This window comes from Pseudomonas sp. Pseusp21, from assembly GCF_059492145.1.
Genome location: NZ_CP168520.1, coordinates 5,565,467 through 5,584,504 on the forward strand (window position 1 = coordinate 5,565,467; position 19,038 = coordinate 5,584,504).

At 62.3% G+C, this 19,038-nt stretch carries 20 protein-coding genes, 1 pseudogene and 1 riboswitch; of the genes and pseudogenes, 16 read left to right on the top strand and 5 right to left on the bottom strand.

Annotated elements, in window-relative coordinates:
- Nucleotides 1-56: 56 nt before the first annotated feature.
- Together ACEN93_RS25360 and ACEN93_RS25365 are read right to left on the bottom strand one after the other, a co-directional pair.
- Nucleotides 57-1,370, bottom strand: coding sequence for a PQQ-dependent sugar dehydrogenase (locus ACEN93_RS25360; protein WP_495610647.1), 1,314 nt, complete (start codon nt 1,368-1,370; stop codon nt 57-59).
- Between the two features lie 65 nt (nt 1,371-1,435).
- The gene (locus tag ACEN93_RS25365; protein ID WP_064594511.1) at nt 1,436-2,020 is read right to left on the bottom strand and encodes a hypothetical protein; all 585 of its coding nucleotides are present in this window, start codon (nt 2,018-2,020) and stop codon (nt 1,436-1,438) included.
- Between the two features lie 166 nt (nt 2,021-2,186).
- Nucleotides 2,187-2,412: riboswitch (cobalamin riboswitch) on the top strand.
- Between the two features lie 81 nt (nt 2,413-2,493).
- On the opposite strand from ACEN93_RS25365, the gene cobO reads away from it, so the two are divergent.
- From cobO to ACEN93_RS25435, 14 genes and pseudogenes are all read left to right on the top strand, one after another.
- The gene (cobO, locus tag ACEN93_RS25370; protein ID WP_007950401.1) at nt 2,494-3,105 is read left to right on the top strand and encodes a cob(I)yrinic acid a,c-diamide adenosyltransferase; all 612 of its coding nucleotides are present in this window, start codon (nt 2,494-2,496) and stop codon (nt 3,103-3,105) included.
- Entirely contained in the window at nt 3,102-4,397 is a 1,296-nt protein-coding gene (locus ACEN93_RS25375; protein ID WP_495610648.1) for a cobyrinic acid a,c-diamide synthase CobB, read from the top strand. Before cobO ends, ACEN93_RS25375 begins: the two co-directional genes overlap by 4 nt.
- Nucleotides 4,394-5,044, top strand: a complete 651-nt coding sequence (bluB, locus tag ACEN93_RS25380) for a 5,6-dimethylbenzimidazole synthase (protein ID WP_039769819.1) — start codon at nt 4,394-4,396, stop codon at nt 5,042-5,044. The genes ACEN93_RS25375 and bluB overlap by 4 nt, the downstream gene beginning before the upstream one ends.
- The gene (cbiB, locus tag ACEN93_RS25385) at nt 5,041-5,949 is read left to right on the top strand and encodes an adenosylcobinamide-phosphate synthase CbiB (RefSeq protein WP_103387071.1); all 909 of its coding nucleotides are present in this window, start codon (nt 5,041-5,043) and stop codon (nt 5,947-5,949) included. The genes bluB and cbiB overlap by 4 nt, the downstream gene beginning before the upstream one ends.
- Nucleotides 5,942-6,949 carry a threonine-phosphate decarboxylase CobD gene (gene cobD, locus ACEN93_RS25390; RefSeq protein ID WP_495610649.1) on the top strand — a complete coding sequence of 336 codons (1,008 nt, stop codon included), beginning with the start codon at nt 5,942-5,944 and terminating at the stop codon, nt 6,947-6,949. The genes cbiB and cobD overlap by 8 nt, the downstream gene beginning before the upstream one ends.
- Nucleotides 6,946-8,404 (top strand): annotated as a pseudogene (locus ACEN93_RS25395) (cobyric acid synthase); the annotation flags it as partial. The gene cobD and the pseudogene ACEN93_RS25395, both read left to right, overlap by 4 nt.
- Entirely contained in the window at nt 8,400-8,921 is a 522-nt protein-coding gene (gene cobU, locus ACEN93_RS25400) for a bifunctional adenosylcobinamide kinase/adenosylcobinamide-phosphate guanylyltransferase (RefSeq protein ID WP_414882599.1), read from the top strand. The pseudogene ACEN93_RS25395 and the gene cobU, both read left to right, overlap by 5 nt.
- Nucleotides 8,918-9,973 carry a nicotinate-nucleotide--dimethylbenzimidazole phosphoribosyltransferase gene (cobT, locus tag ACEN93_RS25405; RefSeq protein WP_414882598.1) on the top strand — a complete coding sequence of 352 codons (1,056 nt, stop codon included), beginning with the start codon at nt 8,918-8,920 and terminating at the stop codon, nt 9,971-9,973. Before cobU ends, cobT begins: the two co-directional genes overlap by 4 nt.
- Entirely contained in the window at nt 9,970-10,545 is a 576-nt protein-coding gene (gene cobC / locus ACEN93_RS25410; RefSeq protein WP_495610650.1) for an alpha-ribazole phosphatase family protein, read from the top strand. The genes cobT and cobC overlap by 4 nt, the downstream gene beginning before the upstream one ends.
- Nucleotide 10,546: 1 nt before the next feature.
- Nucleotides 10,547-11,278 carry an adenosylcobinamide-GDP ribazoletransferase gene (locus ACEN93_RS25415; RefSeq protein ID WP_074687574.1) on the top strand — a complete coding sequence of 244 codons (732 nt, stop codon included), beginning with the start codon at nt 10,547-10,549 and terminating at the stop codon, nt 11,276-11,278.
- A gap of 56 nt (nt 11,279-11,334) precedes the next feature.
- The gene (locus ACEN93_RS25420; protein WP_007950413.1) at nt 11,335-11,739 is read left to right on the top strand and encodes a MarR family winged helix-turn-helix transcriptional regulator; all 405 of its coding nucleotides are present in this window, start codon (nt 11,335-11,337) and stop codon (nt 11,737-11,739) included.
- A gap of 54 nt (nt 11,740-11,793) precedes the next feature.
- Nucleotides 11,794-13,002: an MFS transporter gene (locus ACEN93_RS25425; RefSeq protein ID WP_039769832.1), complete on the top strand. Its 1,209-nt coding sequence runs from the start codon at nt 11,794-11,796 to the stop codon at nt 13,000-13,002.
- Nucleotides 12,999-13,121 carry a hypothetical protein gene (locus ACEN93_RS25430; protein WP_269669306.1) on the top strand — a complete coding sequence of 41 codons (123 nt, stop codon included), beginning with the start codon at nt 12,999-13,001 and terminating at the stop codon, nt 13,119-13,121. The genes ACEN93_RS25425 and ACEN93_RS25430 overlap by 4 nt, the downstream gene beginning before the upstream one ends.
- A gap of 55 nt (nt 13,122-13,176) precedes the next feature.
- The gene (locus ACEN93_RS25435) at nt 13,177-13,737 is read left to right on the top strand and encodes a glutathione peroxidase (RefSeq protein WP_495610651.1); all 561 of its coding nucleotides are present in this window, start codon (nt 13,177-13,179) and stop codon (nt 13,735-13,737) included.
- An 81-nt stretch (nt 13,738-13,818) separates the two neighbouring features.
- Here ACEN93_RS25435 and ACEN93_RS25440 read toward each other — a convergent pair whose 3' ends face one another.
- From ACEN93_RS25440 to ACEN93_RS25450, 3 genes are all read right to left on the bottom strand, one after another.
- Nucleotides 13,819-15,090 (bottom strand): OmpP1/FadL family transporter, encoded by a 1,272-nt coding sequence (locus ACEN93_RS25440; RefSeq protein WP_074687575.1) that lies wholly within the window; start codon nt 15,088-15,090, stop codon nt 13,819-13,821.
- A 146-nt stretch (nt 15,091-15,236) separates the two neighbouring features.
- Nucleotides 15,237-15,719, bottom strand: coding sequence for a hypothetical protein (locus ACEN93_RS25445; RefSeq protein WP_039769836.1), 483 nt, complete (start codon nt 15,717-15,719; stop codon nt 15,237-15,239).
- A gap of 277 nt (nt 15,720-15,996) precedes the next feature.
- Complete coding sequence (locus ACEN93_RS25450) at nt 15,997-16,221, bottom strand: hypothetical protein (protein ID WP_007950419.1); 225 nt, start codon at nt 16,219-16,221, stop codon at nt 15,997-15,999.
- A gap of 953 nt (nt 16,222-17,174) precedes the next feature.
- Between ACEN93_RS25450 and ACEN93_RS25455 the strand changes: the two genes are divergently transcribed.
- On the top strand, nt 17,175-17,498 hold the full coding sequence (locus ACEN93_RS25455; protein ID WP_082934370.1) for an SEL1-like repeat protein: 324 nt from the start codon (nt 17,175-17,177) through the stop codon (nt 17,496-17,498).
- Between the two features lie 175 nt (nt 17,499-17,673).
- On the top strand, nt 17,674-19,038 hold the full coding sequence (locus ACEN93_RS25460) for a DNA recombination protein RmuC (protein WP_414882622.1): 1,365 nt from the start codon (nt 17,674-17,676) through the stop codon (nt 19,036-19,038).

Sequence of the window (19,038 nt, forward strand, 5' to 3'; positions counted from 1 at the left end):
TTAAAAACCCGTGGGAGCTGAATGACTCCCACGGGTTTTTTAATGCCTGCAATACATTAGCGGGCCGCTGACACCCGCCACACCTTGTTCCCCACATCATCGGCTACCAGCAACCCACCTTGCTGATCGATCACCACGCCGACCGGGCGACCCAAAGCGTTCTCGTCCTTGTCGAGAAATCCGGTCAGCACGTCCACCGGCGTTCCGCTCGGCTTGCCAGCGGCAAACGGCACAAAGATCACCTTGTAGCCACTGTGCGGCTTGCGGTTCCACGAGCCGTGCTGGCCAATGAATGCGCCTTCCTTGAACTGTGCCGGCAAGCGATTGCCCTCGGCGAAGGTCAGCCCCAGTGATGCGGTGTGCGGGCCGACGGCGTAGTCCGGAGCGATGGCCTTGGCCACCATGTCCGGCCGCTGGGGTTCCACGCGCACATCAACGTGCTGGCCGTAGTAGCTGAACGGCCAGCCATAGAAGCCACCGTCCTTGACCGACGTGATGTAGTCCGGCACCAGGTCGCTGCCGATTTCGTCGCGCTCGTTCACGGCAGTCCACAGCGCACCGCTTTGCGGCTCCCAGGCCAGGCCGTTGGGGTTGCGGATGCCCGAAGCGAAAATCCGATGGTTGCCGGTGGCGCGATCTACTTCCCAGATCGCCGCACGGCCCTCTTCCTGATCGAGGCCGTTTTCGCCGACGTTGCTGTTCGAGCCGACGGTGACGTACAGCTTGCTGCCGTCTTTGCTGGCGATGACGTTCTTGGTCCAGTGATGGTTGAGCGTGCCGCCAGGCAAATCCACGACCTTGATCGGCTGGCTCTTGATTTCGGTCGCGCCGGGCTCGTAGTTAAAGCGCAGCAGGCGATCGGTATCGGCGACGTATAGATCATTGCCGACCAGGGTCATGCCGAACGGCGAATTGAGGTTCTGCAGGAACACCGTGCGGGTCTCGGCCACGCCGTCATGATCGGCATCGCGCAGCAGGGTTATGCGGTTCGGGCTGGGCACGCCGGCACCGGCGCGGCCCATGACTTTTTTCATCACCCAGCCACGAATGCCTTTGCTGTCGTCGGGTTTGGGCGGGGCGTTGGTTTCCGCCACCAGCACGTCGCCATTGGGCAGCACGTAGAGCCAGCGTGGGTGATCGAGATTTTCGGCAAAGGCTGCCACCTGCGTGCCTGCCGCCGCCGTCGGTTTCGCGCCGGCCGGCCAGCCGATGGCCGGGGCGATGTTCACCGTCGGAATCAGGGTCTTGTTCGGTTCGGGCAGTTTCGGTGACGGGCCGGTGCCGTCAGAGACTTGCAAGCTGGAGGATTCACCACAGGCGGCGAGCCCTCCGGCGATCATGATGACGAAAACGAGCTGGGGCTTGCGCATTGCTGATCTTCCCTATGAATGCATTCCTAAACATAGAGAAGCGCACAAGCCCGATGGTTCAACCCTCAGCCGCGGGCTTCCTTGAACAGCACGGCAATGCCGGGGTGATAGTTGCCGGCTTCGCTGCGCAATTTGCGGTAGGCGTAGGGGAAATACCAGGCGACGGCGCAGGTGTGTTCCTTCTGCAGGTCGTCGACCATGTCCTGCAATTCCTCCGGGCTGGCGCTGTGCTGGGCTTTTTGCGGGGCGACGAACAGGCAGCCGAGTTTCAAGTCGCTGGCGTAGCTGATGCGCTTGGCGTCGCTGGTGATATCCGCCAGGGCCTGGGTCAGATTCAGGCTGGTGACGCGCGGCCAGCGTTGGGTCGCCTGAATGAAGGCGCGATCCTCGGTGCCAGCAATAAACAAATCGGCGCGGGCGTTGCGCTCGCCCTCTTCGTTCTGTTTGCGGGTGGCAGTGTCGCGCAGCGTGACCAGTTCAGCCATCCACGCGGCGGCCGACAGCAGGCCGAGATTGGCTTTTTCGTCGTGCCAGTAGGGCGTGTCATTGTCGCCGCGCACGGCGTTGTAGCGGTCGATACAGTCAAACCAGCGTTCCAGCACCGGGCGCAGGAATTCCAGCCGCGGATTGCTGATGATCATGCCTTGCATGGGGCTCTCCCTTGTTATTGTGATGGGCTCTCTGCAGTCAAAGAGCATGGCTCTTTGATATTACTGCTGGCAGTGTGGCACAAGATTGGCGTCAGTTAATTGATCGGCGGCAGTTATTCGCCGCACAAGCCCCTCTTCAATTGACGCTCCACCCCCAACCCTCTAACCTTCGCGGCTTGTTTCAGGTGCTCTGTGGCGCATGTCGACAGAGTGAAACAGGGAAGCCGGTGAGGCGGGTCTTCAAGCGATGAACCCTCACGATCCCGGCGCTGCCCCCGCAACGGTAAATGAGTAAAAGCTGCGTCTGATGCCACTGCGTAAAAGCGGGAAGGCGCGCAGCCAGGCGCAAGCCGCTCATGAGCCCGGAGACCGGCCTGATCCATCCAGCGGCATCACGGTGGGCGATGCCAGGCTTGTTGCCGTCTATTCTTGTGCCTGCCCGCCGTTATCCAGCCTCAACGGAGAGCTCCCCCATGACTGATTCCCCCGAACGCGACGAGCGCCATCTCGCGCGCATGCAGCGCAAAAAAGCCGTGATCGATGAGCGCATCGCCAATTCGCCAGACGAATGCGGCCTGGTGCTGGTGCTGACCGGCAACGGCAAAGGCAAAAGCAGCTCGGCATTCGGCATGCTCGCCCGCGCCATGGGCCACGGCATGCAGTGCGGCGTGGTGCAGTTCATCAAGGGCCGCAACAGCACCGGTGAAGAGCTGTTCTTCCGCCGCTTCCCCGAGCAAGTGCGTTTTCATGTGATGGGCGAGGGCTTCACCTGGGAAACCCAGGACCGTCAGCGCGACATCGCCGCCGCCGAAGCGGCCTGGGAAGTCTCCCGCGAGCTGCTGCGCGATCCGTCGATCGGTCTGGTGGTGCTCGATGAACTGAACATTGCCCTCAAGCACGGTTATCTCGATCTGGATCAGGTGCTCAGCGATCTGCAGGCCCGTCCGCCGATGCAACACGTGATCGTCACCGGCCGCGCCGCCAAGCCGGAAATGATCGAGATGGGCGACACCGTCACCGAAATGGGCATGATCAAGCACGCCTTCCAGGCCGGCATCAAAGCGCAGAAAGGCGTCGAACTTTGAATCAACCACGTCACTGCCCGGCGGTACTGATCGCCGCGCCGGCCTCCGGTCAGGGCAAGACCACCGTCACCGCTGCGCTGGCCCGTCTGCATCGCAATCAGGGGCGCAAGGTCCGCGTATTCAAATGCGGCCCGGACTTTCTCGACCCGATGATCCTCGAGCGCGCAAGCGGTGCGCCGGTTTATCAACTGGACATGTGGATGGTCGGCGAGCAGGAAAGTCGTCGCCTGTTGTGGGAAGCCGCCGCCGAAGCCGATCTGATCCTGATCGAAGGCGTGATGGGTTTGTTTGACGGTACGCCGTCGAGCGCCGATCTGGCGCGGCATTTCGGTGTGCCGGTGCTCGGCGTGATCGACGGCACGGCCATGGCGCAGACCTTCGGCGCACTGGCGCTGGGCTTGGCGCGCTATCAGCCGGACTTGCCGTTCGCCGGCGTGCTGGCCAACCGCGTCGGTACCGTGCGCCATGCGCAATTGCTCGAAGGCAGCCTCACCGAAGGCCTGCGCTGGTACGGCGCGTTGTCCCGGGAAACCGGGATCGAACTGCCGAGCCGCCATCTCGGCCTGGTGCAGGCCAGCGAACTCAATGACCTCGACCTGCGCCTCGACGCCGCCGCCGAAGCGCTGGCCGGCACTTGCGAGGTAGCGCTGCCACCGGCCGTGGAATTCGCCGCGCCAGCAATCGTAGAGACCGAAAAGCTGCTCGAAGGCGTGCGAATTGCCGTCGCCCGCGACGAAGCCTTCGCTTTTACCTACGGCGCCAGTCTCGATCTGCTGCGGGCGATGGGCGCCGAGCTGAGTTTCTTCTCGCCGATCCGCGATGCGCAATTGCCTGAAGCCGACAGCTTGTACCTGCCTGGCGGTTATCCGGAATTGCACCACGTTGCCTTGGCGCAGAACACTGACATGCTCAAAGCGATCCGCGCGCATCATGCGGCCGGCAAACCGCTGCTCGCCGAATGTGGCGGCATGCTTTATCTGCTCGACTCGTTGACGGATGTCGAAGGCACCCGCGCTGATTTGGTCGGCCTGTTGAGTGGCGACGCCGTGATGCAAAAGCGCCTCGCCGCACTGGCCTTGCAAGAGGTCGACCTGCCGGAAGGCTTGTTGCGCGGCCATACCTATCACCATTCCCTGACCACCACCGAACTGACGCCGATTGCCCGTGGCCACAGCCCCAACGGCGGGCGCGGCGCGGAAGCTGTTTACCGGGAAGGGCGGATGACCGCCTCGTACGTGCACTTTTACTTCCCGTCGAATCCGTCGGCGATTGCCGCACTGTTGGTGCCATGACCGACAACGCCTTCACTGACGCCGAGCGCGAAGCGGTCTACCGCGCCATCGCCGAACGCCGCGACATGCGCCACTTCAGCGGCGGTACGGTCGAGCCTGACGTGTTGCGACGATTGCTTGAAGCCGCACACCAGGCACCGAGCGTCGGCCTGATGCAGCCGTGGCGCTTCATCCGCATCAGCGACCGCGCTCTACGTGGCCAGATCCAGAACCTTGTTGAAGAAGAACGCGTGTGTACCGCCGAAGCCCTCGGCGAGCGCAGCGACGAATTCATGAAACTCAAGGTCGAGGGCATCAACGACTGCGCCGAAGTATTGGTTGCCGCGTTGATGGACGATCGCGAAAAACACATCTTTGGTCGTCGCACGCTGCCGGAAATGGACATGGCCTCATTGTCCTGCGCGATCCAGAACCTGTGGCTGGCCGCGCGTGCCGAAGGCCTGGGCATGGGCTGGGTGTCGCTGTTCGAGCCGCAGGCGCTGGCCGATCTGCTGAAACTGCCGGCCGGGGCCAAGCCGCTGGCGGTGCTTTGCCTGGGGCCGGTCAAGGAATTCTATCCGGCGCCGATGCTGGTACTCGAAGGGTGGGCGCAGGCGCGTCCGCTCAATGAGCTGCTGTACGAAAATTTTTGGGGAGTGAGTCAATGAGTGTGGCGTTGTTGAGTGTCGCCGCGGTTGCGCTGGATGCGCTGCTGGGTGAACCGAAACGCTGGCATCCGCTGGTGGCGTTCGGCAATTTCGCCGGGCGCATCGAGCAACGTTTCAATAGCGCTGGTCGTGGCTGGCGCAGCCATGGCGTCACCGCGTGGGTAATCGCGGTGTTGCCGCTGACCCTGCTGGCCACGGCGTTTTCCTGGGCGCCTTACGTGGGCTGGATCGTCGAGATTCTTGCGCTGTATTGCGCCCTCGGCATGCGCAGCCTGGGTGAGCACGTCGAGCCGGTGGCCAAGGCTTTGCGCGCCGATGATCTGGCAGAGGCGCGCAAGCGTGTGGGTTATCTGGTCAGCCGTCAGACCGATGAGCTGGACAGCACCGCCGTCGCCCGCGCCGCCACCGAGTCGGTGCTGGAAAACGGCAGCGATGCGGTGTTTGCCGCGCTGTTCTGGTTTGCCGTGGCCGGTGCGCCGGGCGTGGTGCTCTACCGTTTGAGCAATACGCTCGACGCGATGTGGGGCTATCGCAACGAGCGTTTCGAGCGTTTCGGCTGGGCGGCGGCAAAAATCGACGACGTCCTCAACTACATTCCTGCGCGGCTGGTAGCGTTGACCTACGCGCTGCTCGGCAAAACCCGACTGGCGTTGAAATGCTGGCGCACCCAGGCGCCGAAATGGGACAGCCCGAACGCCGGCCCGGTGATGGCCGCCGGCGCGGGTGCGCTGGGTGTCGAACTGGGCGGGCCGGCGATTTACCACGGCGAGCTGCACGAGCGTCCGCAATTGGGCGAGGGCACACCGGCGGATGCCGATTCCATTGATCGCGGCTGGCAATTGGTCCAGCGCGGGGTATGGTTATGGCTGCTGATTCTCTGCGTGGGGGCTGAATTCTATGCTTGAGCACGGTGGCCGGTTGCGCAGGGCGGCGCTCGAATACGGCATCGCGGAAGAAGACTGGCTCGACCTGTCCACGGGTCTTGCGCCGTGGCCGTTTCCGGTCCCGGAGATTCCGCTGCGGGCGTGGGCGCGCCTGCCGGAAAACGATGACGGTCTGGAGCAGGCCGCCTGCGATTACTACGGCGCCAGCCAGGTGTTGCCGGTGGCCGGTTCGCAGATGGCCATTCAACTGCTGCCGCGATTGCGCCGTGCCGGCAAGGTCGGCGTGCTGTCGCCGTGTTACGCCGAGCATGCTGAAGCCTGGCGGCGCAGCGGCTATATCGTGCGTGAGGTGCTGGAGCAGGAAGTCGACTTCTTTCTCGACAGCCTCGACGTGCTGGTGGTGGTCAATCCAAACAATCCCACGGGCCTGAATCTGACCCCGGCGCGCCTGCTCGACTGGCATGCGCGGCTGGCCCAGCGCGGCGGCTGGCTGGTGGTCGATGAAGCGTTCATGGACAACACGCCGCAGCTGAGTCTCGCCCCGCATGCGCATCAAGTGGGGTTGATCGTGTTGCGCTCGTTCGGCAAGTTTTTCGGTCTGGCCGGTGTGCGGCTGGGGTTCGTGCTGGCCGAGCGCAAGTTGCTCCGGTTGCTGGCCGAACAGGTCGGGCCCTGGGCAGTCAGCGGGCCGACCCGGGTGCTGGGTCAGGCCTGTCTGCGCGACACCGAAGGCCACACGCGTCAGCGCATCCGCAGCGACGAGGCCAGCGAACGATTGGCTGCGCTGCTTGAGCGCCACGGCTTCAAGCCGCAGGGTGGCTGTGCGCTGTTTCAGTGGCTGATCACCGAACAGGCTGCCACGTTGCACGAATTCATGGCTCGACGCGGCATTCTTCTGCGCCTGTTTGCGCACAACAGCAGCCTGCGATTCGGCCTGCCCGTCGATGCCGCCGACGAGGCGCGCCTTGAGCAAGCCCTGCAAGCATTCGCCAAGCATTGCTCCATGGAAAAACCAGCATGACCACATTAATGGTGCAAGGCACCACCTCCGACGCCGGCAAAAGCACGCTGGTGACGGCGCTGTGCCGCTGGGCAACCCGTCAGGGCGTTGCCGTGGTGCCGTTCAAACCGCAGAACATGGCGCTCAACAGCGCAGTGACTGCCGACGGCGGCGAGATTGGTCGCGCGCAAGCGGTGCAAGCCCAGGCGGCGTTCCTTGAACCGCACACTGACATGAACCCGGTGCTGCTCAAGCCCAACAGCGACACCGGCGCCCAAGTCATCATTCACGGTCGAGCGGTCACCAGCATGAACGCCGTCGCCTATCACGACTACAAAGCCATCGCCATGCAGGCGGTGCTCGCCTCCCACGAACGTTTGAGTGCCGCCTATCCGCTGGTGATGGTCGAAGGTGCGGGGTCGCCGGCCGAGATCAATCTGCGCGCCGGCGACATCGCCAACATGGGCTTCGCCGAAGCGGTGGATTGCCCGGTGCTGTTGATTGCCGATATCAATCGTGGCGGCGTCTTCGCTCATCTGGTGGGCACGCTGGAACTGCTGTCACCGAGCGAACAGGCGCGGGTCAAAGGTTTCATCATCAACCGCTTTCGCGGCGACATCGCCTTGCTGCAACCGGGCCTCGACTGGCTGGAACAGCGCACCGGCAAACCGGTGGTGGGCGTGCTGCCGTACGTGATGGACTTGCATCTGGAGGCCGAGGACGGCATTGACCAGCGCCAGACCGACAAGGCCGAGCAAGTTTTGAAAGTGGTGGTGCCGGTGCTGCCGCGTATCAGCAACCACACCGATTTCGATCCGTTGCGTCTGCATCCGCAAGTTGATCTGCAATTCATCGGCCCGGGGCAAGCGATTCCCCCGGCTGATCTGATCATCCTGCCGGGCTCGAAAAGTGTGCGCAGTGACTTGGCGTATCTGCGCGCCAATGGCTGGGAAACCGCCATTCGCCGTCACCTGCGTTACGGCGGCAAGCTGCTGGGGATCTGCGGCGGTCTGCAAATGCTCGGCGAGCAGGTGCACGATCCGCTGGGCCTGGAAGGCGCACCGGGCTCCAGTGCCGGTCTGGGTTTGCTGGGGTTCGAAACACAGCTCGAAGCCGAGAAGCAGTTGCGCAATGTGCGCGGGCGTCTGGCGCTGGAAGATGCGGAGGTCAGCGGTTATGAAATCCATGCCGGCGTGACCACGGGACCTGCGCTGGAAAATGCTGCCGTGCATCTGGACGACGGTCGCTGCGACGGCGCGCAAAGTCTCGACGGGCAGATTTTCGGCACCTACCTGCATGGCCTGTTCGAATCGCCGGCGGCCAGTGCCGCGCTGTTGCGCTGGGCCGGTCTGAACAATGTGCAGGAGGTGGATTACCACGGCCTGCGTGAACGCGATATCGAACGGCTGGCGGATCTGGTGGAGAAGCACCTGGATACCGGGCTGTTACGTGAACTCTGTGGAATCTCCCCATGCTCCAGTTGATCCTCGGCGGCGCCCGCTCCGGCAAAAGTCGCCTGGCCGAAAAACTCGCCACTGACAGCGCGCTGGCCGTCACTTACATCGCCACCAGCCAACCGCTGGATGGCGAGATGAATGAGCGTGTCGCCCATCATCGCGCCCGTCGTCCCGTCGAGTGGGCGTTGATCGAAGAACCGCTGGAACTGGCCCGTGTGCTGCGCGAAAACGCTGGCGCCGAGCGTTGCCTGTTGGTGGATTGCCTGACGCTGTGGCTGACCAATCTGCTGATGCTCGACGACGCCGAACGCCTCGCCGCCGAACGCGAGGCCCTGCTCGAATGCCTGGCGTCGCTGCCGGGTGAAATCATTTTTGTCAGCAACGAGACCGGAATGGGTGTCGTGCCGCTGGGCGAATTGACTCGCCGCTACGTCGATGAAGCCGGTTGGCTGCATCAAGCTCTGGCCGAGCGTTGTCAGCGAGTCGTCCTGACGGTCGCCGGCCTGCCCCTGACTCTGAAAGGACCTGCGTTATGACCCAAGCCTGGTGGCTGAACCCGTGCAAACCGGTGGACGCGAACGCCGTTGAAAACGCGGCGGCGCGTCAGCAGCAATTGACCAAACCCGCCGGCTCTCTCGGGCGGCTCGAATCGGTGGCGGTGCAACTGGCCGGATTGCAGGGCCGGGTCAAGCCGACACTGGATCAGGTCTGGATCGCAATTTTTGCCGGCGACCATGGCGTTGTTGCCGAAGGCGTTTCCGCGTTCCCGCAGGAAGTCACCGGGCAGATGCTGCTGAACTTCGTCAGCGGCGGCGCGGCGATCAGCGTGCTGGCGCGGCAACTCGGCGCGCAGCTGGAAGTGGTGGATCTGGGCACTGTGAACCCGTCGTTGAACTTGTCGGGCGTGCGTCACCTGAACATCGGCCCGGGCACGGCGAATTTCGCCAAGGGTGCGGCGATGACTCAGGCCCAGGGCGAACTCGCCTTGCAGGGCGGTCGCGACAGCGTGCTGCGTGCGAAGGCGGCGGGCGCGCAATTGTTCATCGGCGGCGAAATGGGCATCGGCAACACCACCGCCGCCAGTGCGCTGGCTTGTGCCTTGCTGGATTGCCCGGTGGCGCATCTGACCGGCCCCGGCACCGGGCTGAATGCCGAAGGCGTCAGCCACAAGGCGCAGGTGATCGAGCGGGCGCTGGCACTGCATGCGGCGCAACGTGGCGATGCGTTGCAGACGCTGTTCAATCTCGGCGGCTTCGAGATTGCGGCACTGGTTGGCGCCTATCTGGCGTGCGCTCAGGAAGGTGTGGCGGTGCTGGTGGATGGTTTCATCTGCACGGTCGCGGCACTGGTGGCGGTGCGCCTGAATCCGGCCTGCCGTGAATGGCTGCTGTTCGGTCACCGTGGTGCCGAGCCGGGCCATCGCCATGTACTGGAAACCCTCGGCGCTGAACCGCTGCTCGAGCTGGGCCTGCGTCTGGGCGAGGGCAGTGGCGCGGCGCTGGCGGTGCCGTTGTTGCGCCTGGCCTGCGACCTGCACGGCCAGATGGCAACCTTCGCTGAAGCCGCGGTAGCGGACCGCCCGGCATGACGCTGCGTCTGGATCTGCTGCGCCACGGTGAAACCGAGCTCGGCGGCGGCCTGCGCGGCAGCCTCGACGATGCGTTGACCGAAAAAGGCTGGGCGCAGATGCGCGAGGCGGTGAGCGGGCAGGGGCCGTGGGACCGGCTGGTCAGTTCGCCGTTGCAGCGTTGTGCGCGGTTTGCTGAAGAGTTGAGCGCGCAGCGGGATCTGCCGGTTTCTTTGGACAGGGATCTGCAGGAGTTGCATTTCGGTGCCTGGGAAGGGCAGAGCGCGGCGGCGTTGATGGAAACCGATGCCGAGGGCCTGGGCTTGTTCTGGGCGGATCCCTATGGGTTTACCCCGCCGCAGGGTGAGCCGGTCAGCGATTTTTCGGCGCGGGTGCTGGCGGCGGTGATGCGACTGCACGCGGCGCACGCGGGTGAGCGGGTGTTGCTGGTCAGTCATGGCGGTGTCATGCGTCTGTTGCTGGCGCAGGCCCGTGGCTTGCCCCGTGAACAACTGCTCAATGTTGAAGTCGGCCACGGCGCGCTGTTTTCGCTGATCGTCGAGGCCGACGGTTCGCTCAGGGAAGTGCTCTGAAATGCTGCCTCTGTGGATCGCCCTGCAATTTCTCGGCAGCCTGCCGATTCGTCTGCCGGGGATGCCGACGCCCGAACAGCTTGGCCGGTCGCTGCTGTTTTATCCGCTGGTGGGCCTGTTGTTCGGTGTCATTCTCTGGGCGCTGAACATTGCCTTGGCCGGCACGCCGTTGCTGTTGCATGCGGCGCTGTTGCTGACGGTGTGGGTGCTGCTCAGCGGCGCGTTGCACCTTGATGGCCTGGCGGACAGCGCCGACGCGTGGCTCGGCGGGTTCGGTGATCGCGAGCGTACGCTGACGATCATGAAGGATCCGCGCAGCGGGCCGATCGCGGTGGTGACGCTGGTGCTGGTGTTGCTGCTCAAGTTCGCCGCGTTGCTGGCGTTGATCGAACAACAGCAGGGCACGGCGTTGATCATCGTGCCGCTGATCGGCCGAGCGGCGTTGCTCGGGCTGTTTCTCACCACGACTTATGTGCGGGCCGGCGGGTTGGGGCAGGCGCTGGCCGATCATCTGCCGCGCAAGGCGGGTTGGCAGGTGCTGGCGGGGAGTGCGGCGGCGTGTGTGGCGATCGCCGGGTTCGACGCTGTCGTGGCGTTGCTGCTGGCGGTTGTCGTGTTCATCTGGCTGCGGCATTTGATGGTGCGGCGACTGGGTGGAACCACCGGTGATACGGCCGGCGCGTTGCTGGAATTGCTGGAAATGTCAGTGCTGGTCGGGCTGGCCTTGTTTTGATAAGTAACTTTGATCTGTAACTTGATTTAACACAGTCGCGGGTATATACACGCATCATGCTTCCTTCTCAGTGTTTGTGCACCAACCTGCGACGCGCCGCGCGTGGCGTCAGCAGGCATTACGACGGCGCTCTCGACGGCTTCGGGATCAACGTTGCCCAGTATTCTCTGCTGTGCAATCTGCAGCGCCTGGATCAGCCGAGCATTTCCGAACTGGCCGAGGCCATGGGCCTGGATCGCAGCACCCTCGGGCGCAATCTGCGGGTGCTGGAAGGCGAGGGCCTGGTGGCGCTGGCCGAGGGCGAAGACATGCGCAACCGCATCGTCCGGCTCACCGAAACCGGTGCGCAACGCCTGGCAGCAGCCTTGCCGGCCTGGGAAGCGGCGCAACAGCGGTTGATCGACCGGCTGGGTGCCGAGAAGCGTGAAACCTTGCTGCGGCTATTGGATGAACTGGCCTGAGGGCCGGTTTTTTCCGAATCTAAGCGGGTATATACCCGCGACTGGAGAATAATAATGAGTTCGATGTGGCGTACGTGCGGTTGGGTGTTGCTGGGGAGTGCGCTGATTCTGGCGTTGTCATTGGGCGTGCGGCACGGCTTCGGCTTGTTTCTGTCGCCGATGAGCGCCCAGTTCGGCTGGGGTCGCGAGGTGTTCGCCTTCGCCATCGCCTTGCAGAACCTGATCTGGGGGCTGGCGCAACCGTTCACCGGCGCGCTGGCCGACCGCTTCGGCGCGGCGAAAGTGGTGCTGATCGGCGGGGTGCTCTACGCCCTGGGCCTGGTGTTCATGGGCCTGTCGGAAACGGCGCTGGGCCTGTCCCTGAGTGCCGGTCTGCTGATCGGCATTGGTCTGTCCGGCACCTCGTTCTCGGTCATCCTCGGGGTCGTCGGCCGCGCCGTGCCGCCGGAAAAACGCAGCATGGGCATGGGCATTGCCAGCGCCGCCGGATCCTTTGGCCAGTTCGCGATGTTGCCGGGCACCCTCGGGCTGATCGGCTGGCTCGGCTGGTCGGCGGCATTGCTGGTGCTGGGCCTGCTGGTGGCGCTGATCGTGCCGCTGGTGAGCATGCTCAAGGACAAGCCGCTGCCGGTGCTCGGCCACGAACAAACCCTGTCCGAAGCCTTGCGCGAAGCCTGCTCGCACTCCGGTTTCTGGTTGCTGGCATTCGGTTTTTTCGTCTGCGGATTTCAGGTGGTGTTCATCGGCGTGCACCTGCCGGCGTATCTGGTCGATCAGCATTTGCCGGCGAGTGTCGGCACCACGGTGCTGGCGTTGATCGGTCTGTTCAATATCTTCGGTACGTACACCGCCGGTTGGCTCGGCGGGCGGATGTCCAAACCGCGTCTGCTGACCGGACTTTATCTGCTGCGCGCCGTGGTGATCGTGCTGTTCCTGTGGCTGCCGGTCACGACGACTTCGGCCTATCTGTTCGGCATGGCCATGGGCTTCCTCTGGCTGTCGACGGTGCCGTTGACCAACGGTACGGTGGCGACCTTGTTTGGCGTGCGAAACCTGTCCATGCTCGGCGGCATCGTGTTTCTGTTCCATCAGTTGGGTTCGTTCCTCGGCGGCTGGCTGGGCGGGGTGGTGTATGACCGGACCGGGAGTTATGACTTGATCTGGCAAGTGGCGATTCTCTTGAGCCTGTTGGCGGCAGCGCTGAACTGGCCGGTGCGCGAGCGTCCGGTCGAGCGACTGCAACCGCGTGCGAGCGCCGCATGAGCCGTTTCTGGCCGCAGATCGTCGTCACCGCACTCGGCGCCGCGTTGCTGGCGCTGGTGTGGTGGGGCTGGCATCAGGGCGGGCTGGCGCTGATGCAGTTGGGCATGGGTGCTTGCTAGATCGGCGGGAGGGCGAGTAACGTCGAGGTCTGACGATTGCTCAAGGATGCCCGACATGCTCAAGCGCTGGTGTGCTGTTCCCGCGTTGCTGATGGCGTTGACCGGACTGGCCCAGGCCGCGGACTGTCCGGATCTGTTGCAAGGTTCGTTGCCCAAGTTGCGGGCCAAGGAATCCATCGACCTGTGTCAGCGCTACGCCGACAAACCGCTGGTGGTGATCAACACGGCCAGCTTCTGTGGTTTTGCGCCGCAGTTCGAGGGGCTCGAAGTGCTGAATCAGCGCTACAAGGCCCGGGGCCTGGAAATGCTCGGCGTGCCTTCCAATGACTTCAAGCAGGAGTCCAAGGACAGCGCCGAGACCGCCAAGGTCTGCTACGCCAACTACGGCGTGACGTTCACCATGACCGAACCGCAGAAGGTCCGGGGTGACGATGCGACTCACTTGTTCCAGGTGCTGGCCAAACAGAGCAGCGCACCGAAGTGGAATTTCTACAAATACGTCATCGACCGCCAAGGCAAGGTGATCGCCAATTTCTCCAGCCTGACCAAACCGGATGATCCTGAATTTCTGGCGGCCATCGAGAAAGCCATTGCCTCCCAGCCGCTGAAACCCTGATCGACGCCCATTAAAAAGCCCCGCCTCTGTGAAGAGAGCGGGGCTTTTTAGTGGGCGAGGCATTAGCCTCGCCGTACAGCATCAGAAGCGGTAGGTTGCGCCGACACCGAAGCCGTTTGCCGAGTTTTCATACTGCGAGTTGTAGCTCTGGCCACGATTGTTTTCGTTGCGGATGTTGACCTTCTCTTCCTTCAGGTACGAGTAGGCGACGTCGATGGTCAGGTCTTCGGTCGGGCTCCAGCCGGCACCGATGCTGAAGATGGTCCGGTCGCCGGTCGGGATGCGTGGCGAACGGTCGACGTTGTTGGTCGGCGACTGGTCGAACGTCAGGCCGGTACGCAGTACCCATTCCTTGTTCAACTGGTAGGACGTACCGATGGCGTAAGCCCAGGTGTCATGCCAGTTCTGTTCTTCGGTGATCTCGCCGAACTGGCCAGCCAGCAGTGGCTGAACGCCGGAGTTCTTGACGGTGATCTTTTCCAGCTGGCTCCAGCGGGTCCAGGTGGTACCGGCGTAGACGTTCCAGCGATCGTTGATCGCCTGGGTGACAGAGAGGTCCACGGATTCAGGCGTGGTGATCTTCAGCGAAGCGTCGTACTTCTGGTTCGCACCCAGGCCGATCGCGCCCAGCACACCGTAGTTGACCTTGGTGTTGCCATCGAGCTTGTAGTCGACTTTCGAGTGGTAGGTCAGACCCAGGCGAGTGCTGTCGGTAGCCTGTACCAGCACGCCGATGTTGTAGCCCAGTGCGGTGTCGTCGCCCTTGATCTTGACCTTGCCGTCCGGCGCTGCCTGAGTAATCGACAGGTTGGATTCCAGCGAGCCGTCGATGCGGTTGATGGTCGGGCCGAAACCGATCGATACGACATCGTTGAACTTGTAGCTGACCGTTGGCTGGAAGGTGATGATCTTGACTTCGGACTTGCTGCCGAAGTAACGGCCGGCGAAGCCGTTTTCATAGTCGGTGATCAGGCCGAAGGGTACGTACACACCCAGACCGAATGCCCAATGCTCGTCGATCGGCTTGACGTAGTAGCCCATAGGTACGGAGGTGAAGGGCACCATGTCGCCTTTGTTGCTGCCGCCGTTCGGGCTGGAGCTGGCGTCGCTGATATCGGTTTTTGCGTCGAGGAATGCAACGCCACCGGTGATTTGTTCGCGCGTGATGCGCGACATGCCGGCAGGGTTGCCATAAACGGTGCTTGCGTCGTCGGCAGAAGAAGATCGCCCGGCGTACCCAGTCCCCATCCCGCTGATGCTGTGTTCGTTGATGGCAAAGCCAGCTGCGAAGATCTGGGTGGATGCCACGGTTACGGCAAGGCTAAGGGTGGTTTTGAGCATGACTTTTTTCATTATTAGAACTCCTGGTGATCACCGGGGCGAAAATTACCAACATTTTCGTCCCGGCGCTATAGTCCGTATGCCTTGAGTTAGAGCGGTTTTGTAGGACAATCCGACCAAAATCACTGCCTGTTGGGCGATGTTGTGAAACCAGCGGGTCAGCAAGCGACCTGATTCAGCGGTGAAACACAGGTTTGCCAGGCGCAGGTGAAGTCGCGCAGACGACCTTGGGGCTGAAAGGTCTGACGCCAGATACGCGCCATGCCCAGCAGATCGTCCGGCTCGGGGAGGGGAGTGTTTTGTTCTTCGACCAGCAGCCAGGCGATGGCTGTGGCATAACGCAAATTGACGGTCAGTTCCAGGTGCGGGCCGCTGAGGAAGGCATGCTGGCTGGCGAGGCCGCGAACCAGGCTGGCGCGTTCCGGATCCAGCGCAAGATAATGGTCCCAAAGGGCTTGGTGGCGGTGCTCGGCAATCCGGTACAGGCCGTGGCCACGGCGGTCATGCAGGGCGGAACCGAGAGCGGACTGGCTGGCGGCAATGCCCAGCAGCAGGGATTCGGCGGTTGCGCAGTGACGTCCCAGGTAGATCAGCGTAGGACGAATCACATAGCGGCACAGTTCGCTGGCAGCGATACCCATAAATCCCTCGGATCTTGTTATTGGGCGGCGAGGCCTGAAGGGGGAGCTTGGCAGCTGTGGATCGACTCAGGCTCGCCGGAAGCGGATCACGCCGCTTGAGTTGAAGTGTAGTGTCATATTCGCGACGTAAAGGACTGTTTTTAAAATATTTCCGGCGCGCCGTTATAATCGTTATACCGGTTGGTGCTTAAGCGGAAAGAGGTAAAAGTGAAACATCGGGCAATAAAAAGCCCCGCATTTTCAGCGGGGCTTTTGCTTTTGCAGCCATTTCGGCCTCTCAGGCGATCAATGCCTGACGGGTGCGATCAATCACGGCCTGCAGCGGTTCGGCGCTGGAGTATTGATCGGGGTACAGACGCTCGCTGTGGCGGGCGATCCCGTGTTCATTGACCACGGTGAAGCTGAAGCAGCCTTTGCGAGCGGCCATGATCAGGCAGTTCATTGGAGCAAAAGCGTTGGTTAGGGTGCGAATGGCATCCTGAGTCTGGATTTGAGTCGACATAGTTATTAGGTGTTCCTACAAATGACACGGATAAGAACCGTGCAACGTTAAAACGTTCCAGTAACGTCAACCACCATTGGTCGAACGAAGAACCCGACTGGAACAAGGCAGCCAGTTCGAGCGCTATAAAAGTTGGCGCGCTTGGGCTGGCAGGTAGGTACTTAGGAGGACAGGCAACATATCAAGGGCAGAGGTTCTGGGCCCTTGGTGAAGATCCTGATCAATTTGCAGGTTGGTTCGGTCAGAGTAAGTGGTCTTCGCAACACTCTTTGCATTCGATTCAAAGACTGTGTCGTCGCAAGATTTACCTGGAAACCATCGAGGGGTCGATCCCGCTTTTTTCAGTGAAGGTCTCTGTGAGAGAAACTTGACCGTGGGGGTGTGTTCGACCGGAATTGACTTTCAGCTTGGTACTAACGCCGCGGATACTAACGGAACGAACCGCAGAAGGCAAACCCGATGATCAAAAAAATCAGAATCCGCTGCCCGGGCTCCCCGCCTGCCCCGATCTGGCTCACTTTACCTCCGTCGGTCGCCACGACCCGAAAGATGCTGACGCTCTGCGCAGCGGCTTATCCCCAGCACGAATGCCAAAACGACCCGAAAAGGCGCATCGATATAACCGCGTAACAGGTACTTGTGCACATTAGTTGCGCAGACTGTAACGGCGCTGTCACAACAATCCTGACCCCGATGGCTGCCTGCATCGAAAGTTTAAGTCAATGAAAAACATCGCTTTTTTTAACTGGTGAAAAAATCGTCAGTTTGACTGCGAGCCCCGTTCCACAAGGCTTTGCGGCGACTGGAGGGCGGTTGTCCACTGAGTTATCCACAGCTTCTGTGGATTGTCCCGAGCGCTTGCTCTAGCACGGGCGTGCCGGGTTTTTTTCGACTTTACCTGTGCGAAAAAAAGAGTAGAGTGGCGCGCCTTCCGATCTGTCCCACAGTGTTTTATGAAGTTTCGTTCAGCTCCAGAATCTGTTACCTCCCAACTCCCTCGTGTTACCGCTCCCAAGCGATTTTCCGTGCGCGTGGCCGAATGGCTGCTGGACAGCCCGCGCTTGGGCGACAGCCGAAATGCCAAGCACCTCGCCGGCCGCCTGCTCAAGCAACCGGCCCGGGAAGGGGTGGTCGCGGCGCAGAGTCGCCTCGGCCAGTTGATGTGTCGCGAGTGCGGCAATGCCCGGGATCGCCGGATCGGCCAGGACCTGCTGCGCCAGGCCGCCCGCGCCGGTGACCGACGCGCGCAACAGGAACTCGGCCTGATCGAAGACTGAGCTGTCCAAGACCAGACGCCTTGGTTAACCTTCAGGCTTTATCGGATCGGCGGGAGTCACTATGGCGATGGACTTGACCAGCATCCTGCTGGGGCTGGCAGGTGCGGCGGTGCCGTTGCTGGCATTGGCCTGGCAACTGCAACGTCGGGCCAGTCAGAACCAGTCTGAAGTCGCGTTGCTCGAGGAGCGGCTGGCCATGGCGCAAATGGCCCAGGACGGCCTTACTGCACAACTTGAAGCCTGCCGCGATGAAGTCGCCGACCTCGGCCAGGCCAATGCCTCGAAACAAGCGGAGCTCGCCGCCGTACGCCGGGAAGTCGAGCTGTTGCAGATCGAGCGCGACGACGCCCGTGACGCCGCCCATGCCTGGAACCTCGAACGCGCGAACAAGGAAGCCGAATTGCGGCGCCTGGACGCCCAGGCGGCTTCGCTGAATGCCGAATTGCGCGAGCAACAGGAAAGCCATCAACAACGCCTGGATGACCTGCAAGGTTCCCGTGACGAGCTGCGCGCACAGTTCGCCGAACTGGCCGGCAAGATCTTCGATGAGCGCGAACAACGCTTTGCCGAAACCAGCCAGCAGCGCCTCGGCCAGTTGCTCGACCCGTTAAAGGAGCGTATCCAGTCGTTCGAAAAGCGCGTCGAGGAAAGCTACCAGGCCGAAGCCCGCGAGCGTTTTTCGCTGGCCAAGGAACTGGAGCGTCTGCAACAACTGAACCTGCGCCTCAGCGACGAAGCGACCAACCTGACTCGCGCCCTGAAGGGCCAGAAAACCCAAGGCAACTGGGGCGAGCTGATTCTCGAACGCGTGCTTGAGCATGCCGGGCTGGAGAAGGGCCGCGAGTACCAGACCCAGGTCAATCTCAAGGGGCCGGATGGCGAGCGTTTCCAGCCGGACGTGATCATTTACCTGCCGGGCGACAAGCAGGTAGTGGTGGATTCCAAGGTCAGCCTCACCGCGTATCAGCAATACGTGGCGGCCGACGACGACGCCATCGGCCAGATCGCCATGAAGCAGCACGTGCTGTCCCTGCGCAGCCACGTCAAAGGTCTGGCCGGCAAGGATTACAAGCGTCTGGAAGGCTTGCACAGCCTCGATTTCGTCTTGCTGTTCGTGCCCATCGAAGCGGCGTTTTCCGCTGCATTGCAAGCCGAGCCAACGCTGTTCCAGGAAGCCTTCGACCGCAATATCGTGATCGTCAGCCCGACCACGCTGCTGGCCACCCTGCGGGTGATCGACAGCCTGTGGAAGCAGGAGCGCCAGAGTCAGAACGCCCGGGAAATCGCCGAGCGCGCCGGTTGGCTGTATGACAAGTTCGTGTTGTTCATTCAGGATCTGGACGAAGTCGGCAATCGCTTGCAGCAACTGGACAAAGCCTACAGCGCGGCGCGCAACAAGCTGACAGAAGGGCGCGGCAACCTGGTCAGCCGTAGTGAACAGCTCAAGTTGCTCGGCGCGCGGGCCAGCAAAAGCCTGCCGGCGGATCTGCTGGAGCGCGCGATGACCGACGCCGACGGCCTGGTCGAACTGCCTGAATAA

Bases quoted from the DNA above. Each gene is read 5' to 3' on its own strand.
- bluB (WP_039769819.1), top strand. From the start codon at position 4,394: ATGACCGACAACGCCTTCACTGACGCCGAGCGCGAAGCGGTCTACCGC.
- ACEN93_RS25445 (WP_039769836.1), bottom strand. From the start codon at position 15,719: ATGGGTATCGCTGCCAGCGAACTGTGCCGCTATGTGATTCGTCCTACG.
- ACEN93_RS25430 (WP_269669306.1), top strand. From the start codon at position 12,999: ATGAGCCGTTTCTGGCCGCAGATCGTCGTCACCGCACTCGGCGCCGCG.
- cobD (WP_495610649.1), top strand. From the start codon at position 5,942: ATGCTTGAGCACGGTGGCCGGTTGCGCAGGGCGGCGCTCGAATACGGC.
- ACEN93_RS25455 (WP_082934370.1), top strand. From the start codon at position 17,175: ATGAAGTTTCGTTCAGCTCCAGAATCTGTTACCTCCCAACTCCCTCGT.
- ACEN93_RS25440 (WP_074687575.1), bottom strand. From the start codon at position 15,090: ATGAAAAAAGTCATGCTCAAAACCACCCTTAGCCTTGCCGTAACCGTG.
- cobC (WP_495610650.1), top strand. From the start codon at position 9,970: ATGACGCTGCGTCTGGATCTGCTGCGCCACGGTGAAACCGAGCTCGGC.
- ACEN93_RS25435 (WP_495610651.1), top strand. From the start codon at position 13,177: ATGCTCAAGCGCTGGTGTGCTGTTCCCGCGTTGCTGATGGCGTTGACC.
- ACEN93_RS25360 (WP_495610647.1), bottom strand. From the start codon at position 1,370: ATGCGCAAGCCCCAGCTCGTTTTCGTCATCATGATCGCCGGAGGGCTC.
- ACEN93_RS25415 (WP_074687574.1), top strand. From the start codon at position 10,547: ATGCTGCCTCTGTGGATCGCCCTGCAATTTCTCGGCAGCCTGCCGATT.
- cobU (WP_414882599.1), top strand. From the start codon at position 8,400: ATGCTCCAGTTGATCCTCGGCGGCGCCCGCTCCGGCAAAAGTCGCCTG.
- cobT (WP_414882598.1), top strand. From the start codon at position 8,918: ATGACCCAAGCCTGGTGGCTGAACCCGTGCAAACCGGTGGACGCGAAC.
- cbiB (WP_103387071.1), top strand. From the start codon at position 5,041: ATGAGTGTGGCGTTGTTGAGTGTCGCCGCGGTTGCGCTGGATGCGCTG.
- ACEN93_RS25450 (WP_007950419.1), bottom strand. From the start codon at position 16,221: ATGTCGACTCAAATCCAGACTCAGGATGCCATTCGCACCCTAACCAAC.
- cobO (WP_007950401.1), top strand. From the start codon at position 2,494: ATGACTGATTCCCCCGAACGCGACGAGCGCCATCTCGCGCGCATGCAG.
- ACEN93_RS25365 (WP_064594511.1), bottom strand. From the start codon at position 2,020: ATGCAAGGCATGATCATCAGCAATCCGCGGCTGGAATTCCTGCGCCCG.
- ACEN93_RS25420 (WP_007950413.1), top strand. From the start codon at position 11,335: ATGCTTCCTTCTCAGTGTTTGTGCACCAACCTGCGACGCGCCGCGCGT.
- ACEN93_RS25425 (WP_039769832.1), top strand. From the start codon at position 11,794: ATGAGTTCGATGTGGCGTACGTGCGGTTGGGTGTTGCTGGGGAGTGCG.